The 19,488-nt window shown below is 61.3% G+C and carries 18 protein-coding genes; 14 read left to right on the top strand and 4 right to left on the bottom strand.

All coding sequences use genetic code 11. The features are described 5' to 3' along the window. The first annotated feature begins 1 nt into the window (after position 1). From IVB32_RS08820 to IVB32_RS08800, 5 genes are all read left to right on the top strand, one after another. Positions 2-1,201, top strand: coding sequence for an aminotransferase class V-fold PLP-dependent enzyme (locus IVB32_RS08820; RefSeq protein ID WP_247410185.1), 1,200 nt, complete (start codon positions 2-4; stop codon positions 1,199-1,201). A 93-nt stretch (positions 1,202-1,294) separates the two neighbouring features. Beyond that, entirely contained in the window at positions 1,295-2,092 is a 798-nt protein-coding gene (locus IVB32_RS08815; RefSeq protein WP_247410184.1) for an enoyl-CoA hydratase/isomerase family protein, read from the top strand. Positions 2,093-2,244: 152 nt separating this feature from the next. Then, positions 2,245-3,219, top strand: coding sequence for a tripartite tricarboxylate transporter substrate-binding protein (locus tag IVB32_RS08810; protein ID WP_247410183.1), 975 nt, complete (start codon positions 2,245-2,247; stop codon positions 3,217-3,219). 154 nt (positions 3,220-3,373) lie between these two features. After that, positions 3,374-3,916 (top strand): tripartite tricarboxylate transporter TctB family protein, encoded by a 543-nt coding sequence (locus tag IVB32_RS08805; RefSeq protein WP_247410182.1) that lies wholly within the window; start codon positions 3,374-3,376, stop codon positions 3,914-3,916. Positions 3,917-3,928: 12 nt separating this feature from the next. Further along, on the top strand, positions 3,929-5,428 hold the full coding sequence (locus tag IVB32_RS08800) for a tripartite tricarboxylate transporter permease (RefSeq protein WP_247410181.1): 1,500 nt from the start codon (positions 3,929-3,931) through the stop codon (positions 5,426-5,428). Between the two features lie 25 nt (positions 5,429-5,453). On the opposite strand, the gene IVB32_RS08795 is transcribed toward IVB32_RS08800, so the two are convergent. From IVB32_RS08795 to IVB32_RS08785, 3 genes are all read right to left on the bottom strand, one after another. Next, complete coding sequence (locus tag IVB32_RS08795; protein WP_247410180.1) at positions 5,454-5,843, bottom strand: hypothetical protein; 390 nt, start codon at positions 5,841-5,843, stop codon at positions 5,454-5,456. 388 nt (positions 5,844-6,231) lie between these two features. Then, positions 6,232-7,425 carry a CoA transferase gene (locus tag IVB32_RS08790; protein ID WP_247410179.1) on the bottom strand — a complete coding sequence of 398 codons (1,194 nt, stop codon included), beginning with the start codon at positions 7,423-7,425 and terminating at the stop codon, positions 6,232-6,234. 145 nt (positions 7,426-7,570) lie between these two features. Further along, positions 7,571-7,876, bottom strand: a complete 306-nt coding sequence (locus tag IVB32_RS08785) for a hypothetical protein (RefSeq protein ID WP_247410178.1) — start codon at positions 7,874-7,876, stop codon at positions 7,571-7,573. A 199-nt stretch (positions 7,877-8,075) separates the two neighbouring features. Here IVB32_RS08785 and IVB32_RS08780 point away from each other — a divergent pair, with 199 nt between their 5' ends. Together IVB32_RS08780 and IVB32_RS08775 are read left to right on the top strand one after the other, a co-directional pair. Continuing rightward, complete coding sequence (locus tag IVB32_RS08780; RefSeq protein WP_247410177.1) at positions 8,076-10,637, top strand: M10 family metallopeptidase C-terminal domain-containing protein; 2,562 nt, start codon at positions 8,076-8,078, stop codon at positions 10,635-10,637. A gap of 512 nt (positions 10,638-11,149) precedes the next feature. After that, complete coding sequence (locus IVB32_RS08775) at positions 11,150-12,040, top strand: class I SAM-dependent methyltransferase (protein ID WP_247410175.1); 891 nt, start codon at positions 11,150-11,152, stop codon at positions 12,038-12,040. Between the two features lie 284 nt (positions 12,041-12,324). On the opposite strand, the gene IVB32_RS08770 is transcribed toward IVB32_RS08775, so the two are convergent. After that, positions 12,325-12,606: a hypothetical protein gene (locus IVB32_RS08770; protein ID WP_247410172.1), complete on the bottom strand. Its 282-nt coding sequence runs from the start codon at positions 12,604-12,606 to the stop codon at positions 12,325-12,327. Positions 12,607-12,668: 62 nt separating this feature from the next. Here IVB32_RS08770 and IVB32_RS08765 point away from each other — a divergent pair, with 62 nt between their 5' ends. From IVB32_RS08765 to IVB32_RS08735, 7 genes are all read left to right on the top strand, one after another. Beyond that, entirely contained in the window at positions 12,669-13,832 is a 1,164-nt protein-coding gene (locus IVB32_RS08765; RefSeq protein WP_247410170.1) for a DegT/DnrJ/EryC1/StrS family aminotransferase, read from the top strand. A gap of 4 nt (positions 13,833-13,836) precedes the next feature. Continuing rightward, positions 13,837-14,871, top strand: a complete 1,035-nt coding sequence (locus tag IVB32_RS08760) for a GDP-mannose 4,6-dehydratase (protein ID WP_247410168.1) — start codon at positions 13,837-13,839, stop codon at positions 14,869-14,871. Positions 14,872-14,884: 13 nt separating this feature from the next. Then, positions 14,885-15,853 carry a glycosyltransferase family 2 protein gene (locus tag IVB32_RS08755; RefSeq protein ID WP_247410166.1) on the top strand — a complete coding sequence of 323 codons (969 nt, stop codon included), beginning with the start codon at positions 14,885-14,887 and terminating at the stop codon, positions 15,851-15,853. Beyond that, a complete protein-coding gene (locus IVB32_RS08750; RefSeq protein ID WP_247410164.1) occupies positions 15,834-16,907 on the top strand; it encodes a DegT/DnrJ/EryC1/StrS family aminotransferase in 1,074 nt (357 codons plus the stop codon). The genes IVB32_RS08755 and IVB32_RS08750 overlap by 20 nt, the downstream gene beginning before the upstream one ends. Continuing rightward, complete coding sequence (locus IVB32_RS08745) at positions 16,904-17,635, top strand: WbqC family protein (protein ID WP_247410162.1); 732 nt, start codon at positions 16,904-16,906, stop codon at positions 17,633-17,635. The genes IVB32_RS08750 and IVB32_RS08745 overlap by 4 nt, the downstream gene beginning before the upstream one ends. 65 nt (positions 17,636-17,700) lie before the next feature. Continuing rightward, a complete protein-coding gene (locus IVB32_RS08740; RefSeq protein ID WP_247410160.1) occupies positions 17,701-18,804 on the top strand; it encodes a class I SAM-dependent methyltransferase in 1,104 nt (367 codons plus the stop codon). 13 nt (positions 18,805-18,817) lie between these two features. Then, complete coding sequence (locus tag IVB32_RS08735; protein ID WP_247410158.1) at positions 18,818-19,486, top strand: class I SAM-dependent methyltransferase; 669 nt, start codon at positions 18,818-18,820, stop codon at positions 19,484-19,486. Positions 19,487-19,488 lie beyond the last annotated feature (2 nt).

Below are 19,488 nucleotides of genomic sequence, written 5' to 3'. Positions count from 1 at the left end.
GATGACCGTGCATACTGGAAGGCATTTCCTACAGATTCCAGGACCGACCAACGTGCCCGACCGGGTGCTGCGCGCGATGGACATGCCGACGCCGGACCATCGCGGTCCGGAGTTCGCTGAGCTCGGTTTCGCCGTCCTCGCGGGCATGCAGCGGGTGTTCCGCACCAAGCAGCCCGTGATCATCTTCCCCTCGTCCGGCACCGGCGCCTGGGAAGCTGCGATGGTCAACGTGCTCGCGCCCGGCGACAAGGTCCTGATGTGCGAGACCGGCCAATTCGCCGTGCTGTGGCGCGGCATCGCCGACAAGTTCAAGCTCGACGTCGACTTCATCCCGAGCGACTGGCGCCATGGCGCCGACCTCGCCGAGATCGAGAAGCGCCTTGCCGCCGACAAGCAGCACACGATCAAGGCGGTTTGCGTCGTCCACAACGAAACCTCGACCGGTTGCGTGACGCCGCCGCTTGAAGTGCGCAAGCTGCTCGACCGGGTCAAGCATCCGGCGCTGCTGATGGTCGACACCATCTCCGGCCTCGGCTCGATGGAATATGAGCACGATGCATGGGGCATCGACATCTCGGTCGCGGGCTCGCAGAAGGGCCTGATGCTGCCGCCGGGCCTCGGTTTCAACGCCGTCTCGGAGAAGGCGCTCGCGGTGGCCAAGGCCAACCCCGGCATGCGCTCCTATTGGGACTGGCAGGAGGTCATCAACTTCAACAAGCTCGGCACCTTCCCCTATACGCCCGCCACCAATTTGCTGTACGGCCTGCGCGAGGCGATCAAGATGCTGGAAGAGGAGGGGCTCGAAAACGTCTGGACTCGCCACGAGCGCCACAGCGCGGCGACGCGTGCCGCGATCAAGGTCTGGGGCCTGGAGACGCAGTGCGCCGATCCCGCCGCACATTCGCCGGCGCTGACCGGCGTGCGCGTGCCGGACGGACATGACGCCGACGCCTTCCGCAAGGTGGTGCTGGAAAACTTCGATATGTCGCTCGGCACCGGCCTGAACAAGGTCAAGGGCAAGGTGTTCCGCATCGGCCATATCGGCCATTTCAATGATCTGATGCTGATGGGCACGCTCGCCGGCGTCGAGATGGGCCTCGATCTTGCAAAGATTCCGCACCGGAGCGGCGGCGTGTTGGCGGCCATGGACGTCCTGAAAGGACGCGACGCGGTGCCGATGGCCAAGGCTCAGGTCGCTTAAAGGCTCAGGTGGCCTAAAGGGTCAGGTCGCTTAAAGGCGCAGGTGGCCTAGGGGCGGTTCGCCTGAACGAACTTAGAGAAAAGAGAGCGCGCGATGAACGCACCGACGACTGCCAATGAAGACCTGCTCTACTCCGTCACGGACGGCATCGCGCGGATCACCTTCAACCGCCCGCAGGCGCGCAACGCACTGACCTTCGCCATGTACGAGCGCATGGCGGAGATCTGCCAGGAGATCAACGCCGACCGTTCGATCAAGGCGCTGATCCTGACCGGCGCCGGCGACAAGGCGTTTGCCTCCGGCACCGACATTTCTCAATTCCGTGCGTTCAAAACCGCGCAGGATGCGCTCGACTATGAGGCCCGCATCGACCGCGTGCTCGGCACGCTGGAGCAGTGCCGCGTGCCTGTGATCGCGGCGATCGCGGGGGCCTGCACCGGCGGCGGCGCCGGCATTGCGGCCTGCTGCGACCTCCGCATCGGGACTGAAGCGACGCGCATCGGTTTTCCGATCGCGCGCACGCTCGGCAACTGCCTGTCGATGTCGAATATCAGCCGCGTCGTCTCGCTGGTCGGCCCCGCCCGCACCAAGGATCTGATCTTCAAGGCACGCCTCGTCGAGGCGCCGGAAGCACTGGCCCTTGGGCTCCTCAACGAAATCGTGCCTGACGTCGAGACGCTGCAGCGCCGCGCCGACGAGACCGCAAAGCTCGTGGCGAGCCACGCCCCGCTGACACTTGAAGCGACCAAGGAGGCAGTGCGCCGCATCCGCCGCACGCTGTCGCGCGAAGAGGGCGAGGATCTGATCCTCAAGGCCTATATGAGCGAAGATTTCCGCGAGGGGATGGACGCCTTCCTCAACAAGCGCACGCCGAACTGGAAGGGCAAGTAGCGCATCTCCGGCTTGGCTTCGTCAGCCGAAAGTCATAGGCAGCGGGATGCCCGCCTGCTTGAACTGGCCGATATTAGTCCGCACAATGCGTCGATAAATTCCTGGCAAACAAAGCCAACAATAACCCGGGGACGAAACTCGTGCGAATTCTAATGCAAGCTGTTGGCCTCGCAGCAGCGCTATCGTTGAGCACGCCGGCCTTTGCCGGCTGGGAGCCGACCAAGCCGGTCGAGATCGTGGTCGCGGCGGGCGCGGGTGGCGCCTCCGACCAGATGGCGCGGATGATGCAGGCCGCCATCCAGAAGAACAACCTGATGAAGCAGCCGATTGTGGTCTCGCTTAAGGGCGGGGCTTCCGGCGCCGAAGCGCTGATGTACATGAAGTCCAGCGAGGGCGACCCCAACAAGGTGCTGATCGCCTATTCGCTGATCTACATGCTGCCGCTGTCGGCAAAGATCCCGTTCAACTGGCGTGAGCTGACTCCGGTCTCGGTGATCGCGCTCGACCAGTTCGTGCTGTGGGACAACAGCGCCGGCCCCAAGACGGTGAAGGAGTTCGTCGCCGCCGCGAAGGCGGCACCCGCGCCGTTCAAGATGGGCGGCACCGGCTCCAAGCGCGAGGATCACGTGCTGACCGTGTTCCTCGAGCAGAAGACCGGCGCGAAATTCTCCTATCTGCCCTACAAGTCCGGCGGCGAGGCCGCGACCCAACTCGTCGGCAACCACACCGAATCCAACGTCAACAATCCGTCCGAAAATCTCGAAGTCTGGCGCGCGGGCCAGGTCCGTCCGCTCTGCGTGTTCGACAAGGAGCGAATCTCCTACACCAGCAAGGTGACCGAGACGCAGTCCTGGGCCGACATCCCGACCTGCAAGGAGGAGGGCGTCGATGTGCAGTATCTGATGCTGCGCGCGATGTTCCTGCCCGGCAAGGTCACCGCTGAACAGCAGGCGTTCTATGTCGAGCTGTTCCACAAGGTGACGCAGACCGCGGAATACAAGGATTACATGGAAAAGCAGGCGCTGAAGCCGATCTTCCTCACCGGCAAGGACATGGTGCAATTCCTCGAGGAGGACGATGCAGTCAACAAGTCGCTGATGACGGAAGCCGGATTCGTCGCGAAATAATCACATCTCCACGTCATGCCCCGGCGAACCGGGGCATCCAGTATTGCACAGAGATCGACGAAAGACGGCTTCTGCACCGCGTACTGGATCATCCGCTCCTAGGCGCAATTGCGCATAGGCGGGTGATGGCAGCGCAATTTTGACCTGGCAGAGCATGTCCCAAACCGATCTTGAAATCGTCGTCGACGATCCGACCGCGCCCGAAGACGACTCGCCTTCCGTCGTCTCCTCCGGGACGATCGAGATATTCGTCTGCCTCCTGTTGCTCGCGCTGGCCGCCACGCTCGGCTACGACAACTGGCGCACCGGCGCCTCCTGGGATTCGACCGGGCCGGAGCCCGGCTATTTCCCGTTCTATCTCTCCGTCATTCTCGGCGGCGGCAGCCTCTACGGCCTGATCGCGGCGCTGGTCGCGCACCGCGCCGCGCCCGAAACCTTCGTCACGCGCGCGCAGGCCCGCCGCGTGATGGCCGTGTTCGTGCCGACGCTGCTGTTCTGCCTGACGACGCAGTATCTTGGCCTCTATGTCGCGAGCTTCCTGCTGATCGCGGCCTTCATGCGCCTCGTCGGCAAGATCGCGCTGTGGAAGTCGCTGCTCACCGCTATTGTATTCACGGCGATCATGTTCGTCACCTTCGACATCGCCTTCGACGTCATCATGCCGAAAGGGCCGCTCGAAGCGGCCTTCGGCCACTAAGGCGGGCCCGCGATGGAAGCTTTCGGCCTGTTGCTTCACGGCTTCGCCGTCCTGCTGACGTGGAAGACGCTCGCGCTGATGATGGTCGGGCTGGTGCTCGGCATCTTCGTCGGCGTCCTGCCCGGCCTTGGCGGCCCCAACGGCGTTGCGATCCTGCTGCCGCTCACCTTCACGATGGATCCGACCTCGGCGATCGTGATGCTGTCCTGCATCTATTGGGGCGCGCTGTTCGGCGGCGCGATCACCTCGATCCTGTTCAACATCCCCGGCGAGGCCTGGTCGGTCGCGACCACTTTCGATGGCTATCCGATGGCACAGCAGGGCAGGGCGGCGGAGGCGCTGACCGCGGCGTTCACGTCCTCTTTCATCGGCTCGCTGGTCGCCGTGCTCCTGATCACCTTCCTCGCCCCGATGATCTCGTCCTTTGCCTTGAAGTTCGGCCCGCCCGAGTTCTTCGCGGTGTATCTGCTGACCTTTTGCTCCTTCGTCGGGCTCGGGCGCGAGGCCAAGCACAAGACCGTCATCTCGATGTCGCTGGGGCTGTTGCTCGCCGGCATCGGCATGGACACGGTGTCAGGCAATCTGCGCATGACCTTCGGCTCGTCCGAGCTTTTGCGCGGCATCAACTTCCTCGTCGCCGTCATCGGCCTGTTCGGCATCAGCGAGATCCTGCTGACGATGGAGGAGCGCCTGGCGCTGCGCGGACACCCGGCGAGCATTTCGTTGCGCGTCGTGCTGAGCGTGTGGAAGGACCTGCCGAAATACTGGGTGACGCTGCTGCGCTCCTCCTTCATCGGCTGCTGGCTCGGCATTACCCCGGGCGGCGCGATCGCCGCCTCCTTCATGGGCTACAATCTCGCCAAGCGTTTCTCCAAGGATCCCGAGAGCTTCGGCAAGGGCCGCATCGAGGGGGTGTTCGCGCCGGAGACGGCGGCGCATGCCTCCGGCACCGCGGCGCTGCTGCCGATGCTGGCGCTCGGCATTCCCGGCTCCGGCACCGCCGCGATCCTGCTCGGCGGCTTGATGGTGTGGGGGCTCAATCCGGGACCGCTGCTGTTCGTCGAGCACAAGGATTTCGTCTGGGGCCTGATCGCCTCGATGTATCTCGGCAATGTCGTCGGCCTTGTGCTGGTGCTGACGACGGTGCCGATCTTCGCCTCGATCCTGCGCGTGCCGTTCGCCGCGGTGGCGCCGATGATCGTGGTGTCCTGCGCGATCGGCGCCTATGCGATCCAGAACGCGATGTTCGATATCTGGCTGATGCTCGGCTTCGGCGTCATGGGCTACGTCTTCAAGAAGATCGGCATTCCGCTCGCACCGTTCACGCTGGCGCTCGTGCTCGGCAACCGCGCCGAGGATGCCTTCCGACTGTCGATGATCGGCGCCGGCGGCGACCTCAAGGTGTTCTGGTCGAACGGCCTGGTCGGCTCGATTACGACGTTGGCGATCGTGCTGCTGTTTTGGCCTGTGATCGACCGTCTCCTCGGACATCTAAAATCGAGGAGGCGATAGAAAAGCCGCATCGTCTTCTATTCGCTTATTGCTTCGCGACTAGCGTGGTTGCCGCAACGAGGGCGGCGAAGGCGGCCTGCGACACGATACCAATCTGCCAGTTCAGCCTACGTTTAGTGTGTATCCAGACATGGAAGCGTTGAAGCGTCACTAGCGGTTCTCGCTTGTAGAGGCTATGCACGAACTGGAGCGGGTCGGGCAGCATGCCGGCGGCTGCCCCCAGGGCGATCACCCAAATCGGCGCGCTTGGGTAAAATAGAAGGATCGCCACGGCGAATCCAGTCGATGCATCGGTCGCAATCGTGAGCAGGTCCATCCACAAACGACGATCCGCCTTCAACAGTCGGTTATCGGCATTCTTGCGAACTGAGATTGCTTGAAGGGGATAGTCCCAATGTGGAATTGCATCGATCACAAAATGGCTCGCAAATCCTGCGACAGCGACCACGATTGGATGGGAGGGCAACATATAAGCGATGGCGCCGCCAACAATCGCGTGTGTACTTAGAATCATACCGGACCGTACCGCTCGAGCATCCGCCCCACAAAAGCACGGCCTCACCCATAAGCACAAGGCCGTCCCCAGGGTGCGTCCCCCAAACACAATTGTGAACTCGCGACCTTTAACGAGGAGCCGGTCAGTAAACGCAGGCTGAACGAGCGTCTTCCGTTTGCTGACCACCTTGTTCCAAGGCGACACGCGCCGGGTACCGGACTGTGCGCGAGCGCGTTCACTAGGCGACCTGAGACGAGGGTGCTTTCGCGTGCTTTTTCATGTCGCTTTCTGCGCGCTCACTTTGAATCTACACGACCCTCGCCGCCCTGAGAGCTACAATTTCTTCTTGATCAAAACCGAATTCTGCGAGCACTTCGTCGGTCTGCTCGCCGAATTCCGGCGGCCGCGCCACCATCCTGCTCGGCGTGCGCGACAGCGTCACCGGCTGGCCGACCAGGCGGATGTCGCGATCATCGTCGTTGGGCACCTCCTGCGCGATGCCGAGATGCTTGACCTGCTCGTCTTCGAACATCTGGTCGATGGCGTAGATCGGCCCACAGGGCACGCCGGCCTCGTTGAGTTCACGGACCCAGGTCTCGGTGGACTTCCTCAAGGTACGCTTCTCGATCTCGGCATTGAGCGCGTCGCGGTTCTTGGAGCGGGCCGGCGCGGTCAGATAGTCGGGATGGCTGTAGAGTTCCGGCGCGCCGATCGCCTGCGCGCAGCGCGCCCAGATCCGGCCGCCCGTGGTGGCGATGTTGATGTAGCCGTCCGAGGTCTTGAACACGCCGGTCGGAATGCTGGTCGGGTGGTTGTTGCCGGCCTGTTTGGCCACCTCCTTTTCCATCAGCCAGCGCGCGGCCTGGAAGTCGAGCATGAAGATCTGGGCCTGCAGCAGCGAGGTCTGCACCCACTGGCCCTTGCCAGAGACCTCGCGCTCCAGCAGTGCGGTGAGAATGCCCATGGCACAGAATAGACCGGCGGTGAGGTCGGCGACCGGAATGCCGACCCGCATCGGGCCTTCGCCCGGCGCGCCCGTGATCGACATCAGCCCGCCCATGCCTTGCGCGATCTGATCGAAGCCCGGCCGCTTGTGGTAGGGCCCGTCCTGGCCGAAGCCGGAGATGCTGCCGTAGACGATACGCGGATTGATCCTGGCGAGGCTCTCATAGTCGATGCCGAGCTTCTTCTTCACGTCGGGGCGGAAATTCTCAACCACAACGTCGGCCTTGGCGGCGAGGCGCTTGAACACGGCGAGCCCGCGCTCGTCCTTCAGGTTCAGCGTCATCGCCCGCTTGTTGCGATGCAGATTCTGGAAGTCGGAGCCCCGCCGCGGCCCGCCCGGCTGCTCGCCGCCGACATCCTCGGTGAGCGCATCGATCTTGACGACGTTGGCGCCCCAGTCGGCGAGCTGCCGCACGCAGGTGGGCCCGGACCGGACGCGGGTCAGATCGAGCACGGTGAAGCGCGACAGGGCTTCCGAGGCATGCGGAAAGGGCATCGTGAAAGGCTCCGGGACAGATTGCGGGCCTACCATAGTGCCGAACGACCATGCGGCAAGTCTGTGCCGGCGCGGATGCCGGCTGCCAAAATGCAATGCCTGACGGGTCTAGCCCCACGCCGTGTGCTGCGCTGCGTGAAAGGGATCAGCGCGGCAGGCGTGTCAGCTCGCCGCGCGCCCGCTCGGCTAGTGGGCTATCGCCATGCCGTGCAATGAACAGCTCGAAGGCCTCGCGGGTTCCCTTTCGTCGGGCGGCTTCGTATTCCTCCGCCACAGCGGCGGAGGGATCGCGGGCGGCTGGGACCGAGGGCGCGCGTGCCACCGCCTTGCCGTCGTCGTCTGCGTTGGCTTTCCCGATCCTGACGGGCAGTCCTCCGAAGGGTAGATGATCCAGCCCGGCGAGCACGACCAGGGCGCCGAACAGACCGGCCGAGAGTGGACGCAGTTTCATGATTTTCCTCGCAATCACGCGAGCAGCCGGAACCCGGACCCTCGTCCGGCCCGTATGACTACGGAATTTGATAGCTAACACGGCCTTATGGAAGAGGTGCGGCTTCGGCCGCCCAATTTAAACCAAACGTTTAGCTCTCAAGCTAGAATCACCTGTCCGGGCCCCGAATCGAACGGGGTTTGCTGCTTCGGAGATTCCCTTGGCCACCGCCGTCAACGTAAGTGCCACCAACAACGCTGAGATCGATGGCCTGCTGTCAGGCTCGAAATGGTCCGGCACGATCAGCTACAGCTTTCCTGACGCTGCGAGCGACTATGCCAATCCTTACAGCGGCGGAAGCAGTGAGCCGACCACGGCGGGTTTTGCATCGGCACCGATCCAGATGCAGGCGGCGATCAATTACGCGATCGGGCTGATCCTCGGCTACACCAACGCCAATGTCCAGTACGCCGGGACGAACGGCGCCGACATCATGGTCGCGCAATCGCCTTCGGCCAATCCGACCTCCTACGCCTATTACCCCGGCAACTACGCGTCCGGCGGCGATATCTGGTTCGGAACTCAGTACAATTACTCACTCGCCGCACTCGGCAATTACTATTTCACCACCGCCCTGCACGAGCTCGGCCATGCCTTCGGCCTCAAGCACAGCCAGGAAGCGGGCGGCCCCGCCAATGTCGCCGTGCCGAGCGCGCATGACGACAGCGAATACACCGTCATGAGCTATCGCAGCTATGTTGGTGCTTCCACGACGAGCGGCTACACCAACGAAGCCTATGGATATCCGCAGACCTATATGGCCAACGATATCCTAGCGCTGCAGACCATGTACGGCGCGAACTACAACACCCAGGGCGGGGCCACCGTCTATACATGGAGCCCGACCACCGGGCAGGAGTTCATCAACGGCGGCGGCCAGCCGGCCGACAATGGCGCTGCTGGTGGCTCGGCCAATCGCATCTACGAGACGATCTGGGATGGTGGCGGCGTCGATACCTACGACCTGTCGAACTACACGACGAACCTGAGCATCAATCTCAATCCAGGTGCGTCGTCGGTGTTCTCGTCGGTTCAACTGGCCAACCTAGGAAACGGCCATTACGCGTCGGGCAACGTCTACAATGCCTACCTCTACAACAGTGACGCGCGTTCGCTGATCGAAAACGCGACCGGCGGCTCGGGCAACGATACCCTCATCGGCAACGTAATCGCCAACGTCCTGAACGGCGGCTCCGGCAACGATACGCTCACCGGCGGCGGCGGCAACGACACCATCGACGGTGGCGCAGGCATGGACACAGCGGTGTATTCGGGCAATGAGTTCAACTACGCCATATCGTACAATTCGAGCACTCAGACCTATACTCTGGCCGATCAGCGCTCTGAATCGCCTGACGGCACCGACACCGTCCTAGGGCTGGAAAATCTCCAGTTTGCCAACGGCACGGTCGCCAGTACCACCTTCGCGATAAACGCGGTGATCGAGGCGGGCGGCGCGACCGAACTCGTGCAGTCCGGCAACAGCTACTGTCTCAACCCCGTCGCCGGTGGGACGGGACCGCTACTGAAGTATGGCGGCTCCGCCGCGGTGATGGAAGAATTCGGCGGCTATACGCCGATTGGCGTAGAAGCTGTGGCAAACGGTTATGAGATCGCTTGGAAGAACACGGCGACGAGCCAGTATTCGGTCTGGAGCACGGACACAAGCGGCAACTACACCGGCAATTTCTACATGCCGGGGTCAGGAAACGACGCGGCGTTCGAGAACTTGGAAACCAGCTTCCATCAAGATCTGAATGGGGACGGTGTGATCGGACCGCCCGCGCCCGTCGTCATCGAGGCGGTTGGTTCGACTGAACTGGACCTCTTCGGCAACCATTATTTGCTCGATCCTATTGGCGGTGGCAGCGGACCCACATTGACGTATCAGGGGTCGGCGGTCACCGGGGTCGAATTCGGCAACTATACTCCGATTGGCGCGGAGGCGGTAACGAACGGCTATGAGGTGGCCTGGAAGAATGCGACCACCGGCCAGTATTCGGTCTGGAGCACGGACGCGAGCGGTAACTACACCGGCAATTTCTACATGCCGGGTCCGGGCAACACCACTGCGTTGGAAACGCTTGAGGCCAGCTTCCATCAGGACCTGAATGGTGATGGGACCATCGGTGTCGTTCAGTCCGTAATCGAGGCGATTGGAACGACCGCGCTGGTCCTGTCGGGAAACAATTATCTCCTTAGTCCCGTTGCCGGCGGGACGGGTCCGGTACTGAAATACGAGGGTGCGGCCGTCACGGTCGGCCAGTTCGGCGGCTACACGCCTATCGGGGTTGAGGCAGTTTCAGGCGGCTACGAGGTGGCTTGGAAGAACGAAGCCATGGGCCAATATTCAGTCTGGAGCACGGACACCAGCGGCAACTATAGGGGTAATTTCTACATGCCGGGCCCAGGCAACACCACCACGCTTCAAAATCTCGAGACCGGCTTCCATCAAGACCTGAATGGCGACGGGATTATCGGAGTTCCTCCTGCTCAGTCGATTACTCCTCAGCAGGTTGCAACGGTCACTGGACAAAGCTTCGCCTTTGGAGTGGGCGGCGCGGCGCAATCAAAATCGGAAAGCTTCGACTTCTTGCAGCAATCGGACGGCCACGCCGAATCGGGGTCGGCGGAGAGCACCAGCGAGCTCATCCCTGATCTCAGTGGACATCAATCCGCTCTCTATCAAGAGCTGCTCGCCGGCTTTATTCTCCATCACTGAACCGCCACGGTGTGCGCGGATCGAGAAGGTTGCAGCCCGAGGGCCAAGGGCACTATGGGCTTGCGGGCTACTTGAGTAGGAGCGACAGTGTTCCCATATTTCGAGCTCAAGGGGAACTGTTTCAAGACAATACCATCCAGCGTTTGATTCCGGCCAATCCAAGGTCGAAGACGCTCCGGCCCGGAGGCACCTGCGGCAGAGCCTATCACTGCCCTTGTTCATGTTTTGATCTGATAATTTCCTTCCATCAAGCTGTGCGTTTGCGAATGCCGGATCTAGACTACGTCAGCCCAAGAAATTGAACATATGCGTGATCAGAGTGGGACGCTTGGGGAGATCCTCAGCTTCAGCGCGCGGCTAGTCCCACTCGCAGAGCACGGGGCGATCGCGGGTTGCTCAACCCGTTTTGGTCATCTATAGCACTCGGACAAACTGCTGCAGAGCCACTCCAGTGATAGATCGACTGAGATCGACCTGTCTTTCCCGGGGCCGGGCATCGAGCGAGGGGAAGGATGGAAACTGAGGATCTGGCTGCGTTCCTTTCCCGGTTTGAATCGGATACTTTCGTTTTAGCGGCGGCCGAAAAAGTTGGGTTCGCGCCCGGTCAGTGCCGGTTTCTGATCGAAATGTTCGCGAATGAGGCGAGAACGTATACCCCGATCGTCGAACAACGTATCAAGCCCGATATGAAAGTATTAGAGATCGGAAGTGGGCTTGGTTTTGTCTCGCTATGGCTGGCGCGGCGGAACGTGAACGTGAAACAACTGGAGCCGACCGCCGGTCCTTTCGATGTCTTTGCAAAGTTGGCGACAGAAATCGCGGCCTGCTCGGGCCGCGTCCCGCCGGACCGATTGACAATTGGGGCGGAGGATCTAGATCCCGCCCAGCATGGCACCTTCGACTTTTTGTTTTCATTCAACGTTCTCGAACATGTCGCCGACCTCGACCGTGCGATGGCTGCAATGGCCACGGTTCTGGTCCCTGGTGGCACCATGTTGCATTGCTGCCCCAATTACACATTCCCCTATGAACCGCACCTCAATATTCCCTTGGTACCCTTCGCCCCGACTTTGACGAAGCGGCTGTTCCCGGCGCGCATTACCGCGCAGAAGCTCGTCTGGGATAGCCTCAACTTCGTCACAGCACGCCGGCTACGGCGCCTGGCACACCGCAACGGCCTCGAGATCGAGCTAGTACGTGGCCAAATGGCCGGGCAAATCGAAAGGCTGATTGCCGATCCGATCTTTAGTGCTCGCCATCTCGGGAACGCTTCCGGCAAGGCGATCGGCGCAGTCTTGCGAGCGGCACGGTCCATGGGGTTATTAGCGCTCTTGAGCCAGGTGCCGCCCGATCTGCTGACACCGATGACAGCCATTTTCCGCAAGCCGATGGTCACATCGTGAGTCAACGCACATCAGGCGCCTACCGTCTTGTGGGGTTCCCGCAATTGTATAGCGCCCTGCAGGATGCGCTCGGTGGTCCCGGCGCACGGCAGCGTATGGTCGACATGTTCATGCGCCCTCCAGCGACAGGTCGCATACTTGATCTCGGTTGTGGCCCCGCAGATGTGCTTCACCAGTTGCCCCCACAGTGTGAGTACACTGGTATTGACGCCAACGCCCGGCATATTGAAGCGGCCATTGCTGCACATGGGAGCAGAGGCACATTCCTTTGTGGTGACTTTTCCTTAGCGCGGCAGCAGCAGAGCAAAGGCTTTGATCTCGTCATTATGCTCGGCCTGCTGCATCACCTGAGTGACGATGAAGCCCTCACTGCGCTCCGTCTCGCCGACGATTTGCTCGCGCCGAGAGGGCGCGTCTTTACACTGGATCCGTGCCGCGCGCCCGGGCAGCATCCGATCGCCCGGTTTCTCATCAATCGCGACTCCGGACAGGCGGTGCGGGACGAGCCCGGTTATCGCGGGTTGGGCGAACGTGTTTTTCCCCACGTCGAGGTCGCAATCCGCCACGACCTCCTTCGCTTGCCGTATACTCATTGCTTGATGAACTGTAACTCCGGTGAAAAAGCCGAATGCTCGACTTCCTGAACGTTCCCTTCTATCGTCATGATCTCACAGCCGCGGATAGCGAGGCTATGGCTCGCGTTCTCGCAACGCCGTTCCTGACGTCTGGACCGGTTGGTCGGGAAGTCGAAGCGCAGATCGCCACATTCCACGGTATTCCCCACGCGCTGTTGACCAACAGCTGGACCAATGGTGCTCTGGCGGTGCTGCTGGCGCTCGGCGTGAAACATGGTGACGAGGTTATCGTACCAGCGATGACTTTCATCGCCAGCGCCAACGTCGTGGAGTTGTTGGGGGCGAAGCCGATTTTCGTCGATGTCGACCCCGACACGCTCCTGATGACTCCGGCAGCGGTCGCAGCGGCACTCACGCCGCGCACCAAGGCGATTATTCCAGTGCATCTCTACGGTCAGATGTGCGACGTGCGCGGGATGCGGGAAGTGCTGCGCGATCGTCCCGACGTGCGAATCGTCGAGGACTGCGCGCATTGCTTCGAAGGCACGCGTGATGGTGAACGCCCGGGCGTGTGGTCGGATGCCGCCGTATTTTCGTTCTACACGACGAAAAACGTGGCCTGCGGCGAGGGCGGCGCCATCACGTGCCGCGATCCCGCGCTGTACGAACGTCTCCAGCAAACTCGCCTCCATGGCATGGACGCTACGGCGATTAACCGTTACCAGAAAAGCAGGTACCGGCATTGGGATATGCTATGCCTCGGCGTCAAGGCGAACCTGCCGGATCTGCTGGCGGCACTTCTGCCGCCCCAAATCGCCGCCGTGGAGCGCCGTTTGCAGGTACGGAAAGACTTGGTCGAGCATTATCGCGCGGGGTTTGCGGACGGACCGTTGCGGCTGGTCGCTTCGGAGCCTGGCACAGTCGGCGCCGAGCACATGTTCTTGATCCACGTCGGCGCGATCCGGGATACGGCTATCGATATCCTCAATGAAGCCGGGATTGGTATCGGCGTGCACTACCGCTCGGTGCCCACGGCGACTTATTACGCGGAGCGCTACGGATATACGAGTTCCGATCATCCAATCAGCGCGGAATGGGGAGCCGGCACGTTGACGCTGCCGCTTTACGTCTCCCTGACCCGTGACGAGCAGGATCACGTCATCGATACAGTGCGGCGGTTGATCTACCCGCTGCTCAAAAATGCGCAGCAGTCCTGACCCCATGGATTTCGCAACCGACCAAATAATTCCGCCGCGGGCTCCAATCTTCGAGAACTGCCGCGAGCCCCTTGAGCCGGACACTATGACGGGTGCCGGATCTCGTCTTGTCATCCTCGTGACTGGCGGCCTCGGCTTCATCGGCAAACACTTCGTCCAGCGGTGTCTAGAGCTGCGTCACTGGGTCACTAATATCGATTCCGTGAATTATGCGGCCGACCGCACGATCAAGGACGAGTTCGAGGGTTGGGCCAATTACCGCCTTATTCAGCAGGACATTGCCCGACTCGATCACCTGCCTGAATGCGATGTCATCGTGAACTTCGCCGCCGAGTCCCACGTCGACAACTCAATCGCGAGCAACGAGCAGTTCTGTCAAACCAACATCCTCGGCGTGCAGCACCTACTGGAGCTTGCACGTATGAAGCAGCCAGGCGACCGGCCGCGCTTCATCCAGATCAGCACCGACGAGGTCTATGGCGACATCGACGCGGGCGCCCATACCGAGACCGGCCGCCTCTGTCCGTCAAACCCCTACGCCGCTACTAAGGCTGCAGCAGACATGCTGGTGATGAGTTGGGCTCGTACCTATCGCCTGGACACGAACATCGTCCGCCCCACCAACAATTATGGGCCGCACCAGTATCCGGAAAAGCTGATTCCCAAGAGCTGCGCGCGTTTATCGCGAGGCAAGCCCGCCATCCTGCACGGCGACGGCAGCTATCAGCGGTGCTGGCTGCATGTGCAGGATGCGGTTGAAGCCGTGTTGACCGTAATCGCAGGCGGCCAACCCAACACCATCTACAACGTCGCCGGTGACCTGCACATTGCGAACATCGGAATCCTGCGCCGCCTTGCTAGTTTCTTCTCTGTTCCTGAAGAGAAAGCATGGACATTCGTGGAAGATCGTTCGGGGCAAGATCGACGATACAGCCTCGATGATGCACGAATCCGGGCACTTGGTTGGGCGCCGACGCGCGTGTTCGATTGCGAGCTGGAAGCGATCGCGCGTACGTTCGATTTCAAGCGCTTCCTCTGAGGATGACATTGTCATGGCGGACGAGACGGGAATCGCCAGAGGATCGGTCGAACTGACCCTCGTCATGCCAGCCTACAACGAGGGGGCCGACATCGCCGGTGTCGTCTATCGCGCGGCCACAGCGCTTCGCGATCTCGGTAGAAGATTCGAAATCGTCGTGGTCGACGACGGCAGCACCGACGAGACCCCGACGATCCTACGCGCGGCGGAGCAAACCGTGCCGGAGTTACGGGTGGTGCGTCTAAGACTCAACGCGGGACAGCACATCGCGACGGTGGTCGGGCTACGGGCTGCGCGGGGTGAGCTTGTTGTCGTTGCCGATGCCGACGAGCAGGTGCCGCCGTCCAACATCCGAGCGCTGGTCGAGACGGCGTTTGCCAACCCACAGGCCGATGTGATCGCCGGTGCCCGCGCACGCCGCAACAGTGCAGCTCATCGAGATTTCGGGTCGCGGCTTGTCACTATCCTCGTCAACAGACTTACCGGATCAAACCTCAGCGACCCCGCGACCACCTTCCGATTGTTCCGTCGGAACACCGTGCAAGATATCCTGCGCGCCGACGTGTTGGCGCAGAACGTGCCACTTCTTGTCAGTTTCCTGCGTGCGAAGGTCGTGGAAGTACCCGTGGAGGTACAGGCCGAAGAGGGCCGCCGCAGCCGCTACGGATTTTTGCGGCTCGTGCATGTCCTTCTCCTCGCTATCCTGAATTTCTCCGCTGGCACGACGACGATTCTGTCATTGATGGCGCTGGGTTGCCTGAACGTCCTGATCGGAACTAGTGGGCTTGCTGGTGTCGTAGCGGCAGGCATAGTGCTCCAGCATCCCCTGCGAACGAATTGGCTTTTGTTCTTCATTCTCATCGTCATTGTCGGGCTGCAATTCATTCTAGTTGGAGTCGTCGCGTACAAGGTCGAGCGCATCAACGTAAACCTGCGATTCCGTGGGCAATTGGAGTCAATCCATGACGATCCCGGCGCTTGAAGGGTTGATCGACGGTCGTTCTGCTCTTGTTGCTTCGCGCGGCACCGCTGCCCTGATGGCGGCGGCGCACGGTTTCGGGTTAGCCGGGCATGACATTCTGGTGCCGGTTAATTTGTGTCCCATCGCGGTTGCCGGACTGATATGGGCAGGCGTGCGACCGGTTTTTCACGATGTCGATCCGGATACGGGCAATGCTCGCCTTGAGGACATTGCCGCTGCCTGGCAACCGCGTTGCGGTGCCATTTTGGCGGTCCACAATTTCGGGATGCCAGTTGCAATCGACGCGTTCGCTGCGTTCGCCGCCGCCCGCGGAATGCGGCTGATTGAAGATTGCTGCAACGCTGTTGGTGCTGTCTGGAATTCGCGTCCAGTGGGGATCTTCGGCGATGCCGCTATCTATTCATTCGGTCCCGGCAAGATTGTGGACGCAGGCGGCGGCGGTGCCGTGACGGCAAATGATCCTGCCGTCATCGAAGCCATGGCCGGTTGGCTCGAAACTAGGCCATTGGCCGACGAATCCGAGCGCCGCGCCGACGCCGACATGGAGGCAGCAGTTCGCGCCTTGCGCAGCGATCGTTTGAGCACACCGGCGGATCTGAGGCGTGTCTACGAGGGATATCGCGCCTTCGTAGCCATGCGCATCGGACCTTCGAGAATAGTAGCGATCGCGGACGCGCTCGCCGCACTTCCTGCTGGTCTTGAACGAAGGCGGTCAATGGCTGCGCGGTGGCGGCAGCGGTTGAAGGGAGGCGGTGCGCGCCCCGTAGCAGCCTCGGAGGGCAACGCGCCGTGGCGGTTCAACGTCCTGGTCGATACGGCCCGCCGCGACACGCTAGTCGTCGCCCTGCGTTGCGCGGGCGTGCCCTGCAGCACTTGGTATCCTCCGATCGCCGCCCAGTTCGTTGGCGAAACGGCCGGCGCTGAATCATATCCCGGCGCAGAGCATTTCGCCTCTCGTGTCGTTAATCTATGGGTCGACGAGACCATCACGCCGGAAGCCGTGGACGCCACGGCGGATCTCATTTTGCGCGTTCTGGAGAGGCCCGCCGCATGATCCTCTCGACTATTCAGCCAAGTTTCCTGCCGTGGCTCGGTTACCTAGAGCAGATCGCGCGAGCGGACCTGTTTGTCTACCTCGACGACGTGCAATACACGAAGCAGGATTGGCGCAATCGCAATCGTTTCAAGAGCTCCAAAGGGCAGATCGAGTTCCTGACCGTACCGGTGCAATTTTCCGGTAACGCACTCATCCGCGACGTGCCGATCGCCACGCAACCCGACTGGCAAAAGAAGATGCTGCAGCGCCTGAAGTCGTGGTACGGCAAGGCCTCAGCCTTTGATACCTTATTTCCCGCTCTGCAGGACATGTTCGCGCGAAACTACCATCTGCTAATGGACCTGGACGTGGCCGCGACGGAATTTCTTTGCAAGACCCTGGATATTGATACCCCAACTGCCTTCTCATCGTCGGTGCTCGAGAAATCCACGGACAAGAACCAGAAGCTTATTGATATCTGTCGTCACTTTGGAGCCGACATACTTTACGATGGTGCCGCGGCGGCGGCTTTCATCGATCTCGACCGGTTTCGTGCCGCGGGGATAACGGTGATCTTTCAGGATTATCGTCCGGTGCCATACGAACAAGTTGGCGACGGTCCTTTCCTCAGCCACCTGTCGGCGCTGGACGCGATATTCAATTGCGGCTCTGAACGTGCCCGCGACATCCTGCTCGGCAGTCCCGCACCCACCGACCTTCCTCCCCGCAGTCGGCAGATCGGATGACCCGGAGCTGCCCCGCTTGCGCTGCTTCGGACTGGCGTCCGCTACTCGATCGGGAGGCGGGCACCTTGTCGCTGACGACCGATCTTCGTCGCCTTCAAAGACCCCTGCGCAAGATCGTCTGCGGTCGCTGCGGTCTTGCCTCAAATGAAACGTTACACGGCGCTGCCGCGGTGTTGGATTACGAACAGCACTACGCGCTCAATACGAGCGGCGGCGAGGAACACATTTATTTCACCGCTGCGGGCCCGGTACCGCGTTCGCAAGCGATCCTGGATTGGTTGCGGCCTCATTTGGGCGAGGCTCCAGCCGCGGTGCTCGAGGTCGGATGCGGTCAGGGCAATCTGCTGGCCCGGCTTGCGGACCTTTTCCCACATGCTCTTGTGCGCGGCACCGAGGTGAGTCGCCCGGCCGTCGCGCTCGCCCGCGAACGAGGATTGCACGTGGTTCAGCAGGCCGTCGGGTCTGGATGTCCTCCCCTGCCGGAGGCGGACCTCATCGTCTGCTTCGGCGTGCTCGAACATGTGGAGGATCCGATCGGTTTCCTCATGGCATTGCGGCTCGTCAGTCATCATGGCGGCCGCGCCGTCATCGTCGTACCCATCCAGGAGGACGGTGGTTATGATCTGTTCTTCGAGGATCACGTCTGGCATTTCACCGCACACCATCTGGCCGCGGTTGCCAGGCGTGCGGGTTGGCATCCCCTTACGAGCGAAAGCGGACATTCGATCGTGCAAGGGTTCGGGCTGATCGTATGTGAGCCAACGCCGGCCGAGCACTTGGACCAGCCTTCGAATTCTGGCTCACCTGCGAATGCCGGTCACTTGCAAGTCGCCAATCGTGACGTGTGGCTCGCGCGTTTCAACGAGGTCAACCGGCTGCTCGCGAAAATCGGCGATGGCCCGTTGGCGGTGTTTGGCGCGGGCGAAGTGTTCGGCCTTTTGCACACCTATACAGATCTCGCGCATCGACCGATCCTGCAATTGATCGACGATGCTGCCGGCCGTCAAGGCAAGGGGGTCCAGGGAATTCCGGTCGCCGGCAGGGATTGGCTTGCTCGTCATCCTGAAGTTCCGGTATTCATCGCAGTGCACCCACGCTACCATGATCAAGTCAAGCAAACTCTCGGGCTGATCGCCCGGCGCCTTGTATTCTGGTTGGAACCCGAGTGACGATGGAGACGTAATGGATCATTTGTCAGACAGCGAGCGTCGACGCGTCACCGGTCTTTACGAAAGCCGAATCGCAGAGCACGGTCTCACTGTCGATGCCCTGAAATCCGGCGGCACGGGCAAGCAGTGGGTCCGCCATGCGGTCCATGCCGAGGCGTTCGACCTCAATGGCCTGCACATTCTCGATGTTGGCTGCGGCCTCGCAATGTTCTACCGCTTCCTGCGCCGGCGCGGAGTTGTACCGGCATCTTATACGGGCATCGATATCGTCGAACCGTTCCTAGAGGCCAATCGGAAGGCGTTTCCGGAAGGACGCTTCCTCGCTATGGATATCTTCGAGGATTCGTTGGCCGACTTGCGGCCGGACGTGGCATTCATGTCCCAGGTGTTCAACAACAAATATGACACCGCAGACAACGAGGCGGTTGCCCGCGCGGCCATCGCGCGGTTCTTTGACGTCGTGCGGGTCGGGCTGGTGATCGACTTCATGTCAACCTATGTCGACTGGCAGGATCCCGAACTCCATTATTTCACACCCGAGACCAACTTTTCCTACGCAAAGACGCTGACCAGGTTCGTTGAACTGCGGCACGATTATCTCCCCTTCGAGCACACGCTAATCTTACGTAAGGGCCCGGGCCTCGTCATTCCGGATGATGCCGAGGCACGCGAGGCGTACTGACG

It is taken from the genome of Bradyrhizobium sp. 23 (assembly GCF_023073295.1).
GTDB classification, from domain to species: Bacteria; Pseudomonadota; Alphaproteobacteria; order Rhizobiales; family Xanthobacteraceae; genus Bradyrhizobium; species Bradyrhizobium canariense_D.
The sequence above is the reverse complement of the archived record's forward strand: the minus strand, read 5'-3'. Positions and strand labels throughout refer to the sequence as shown.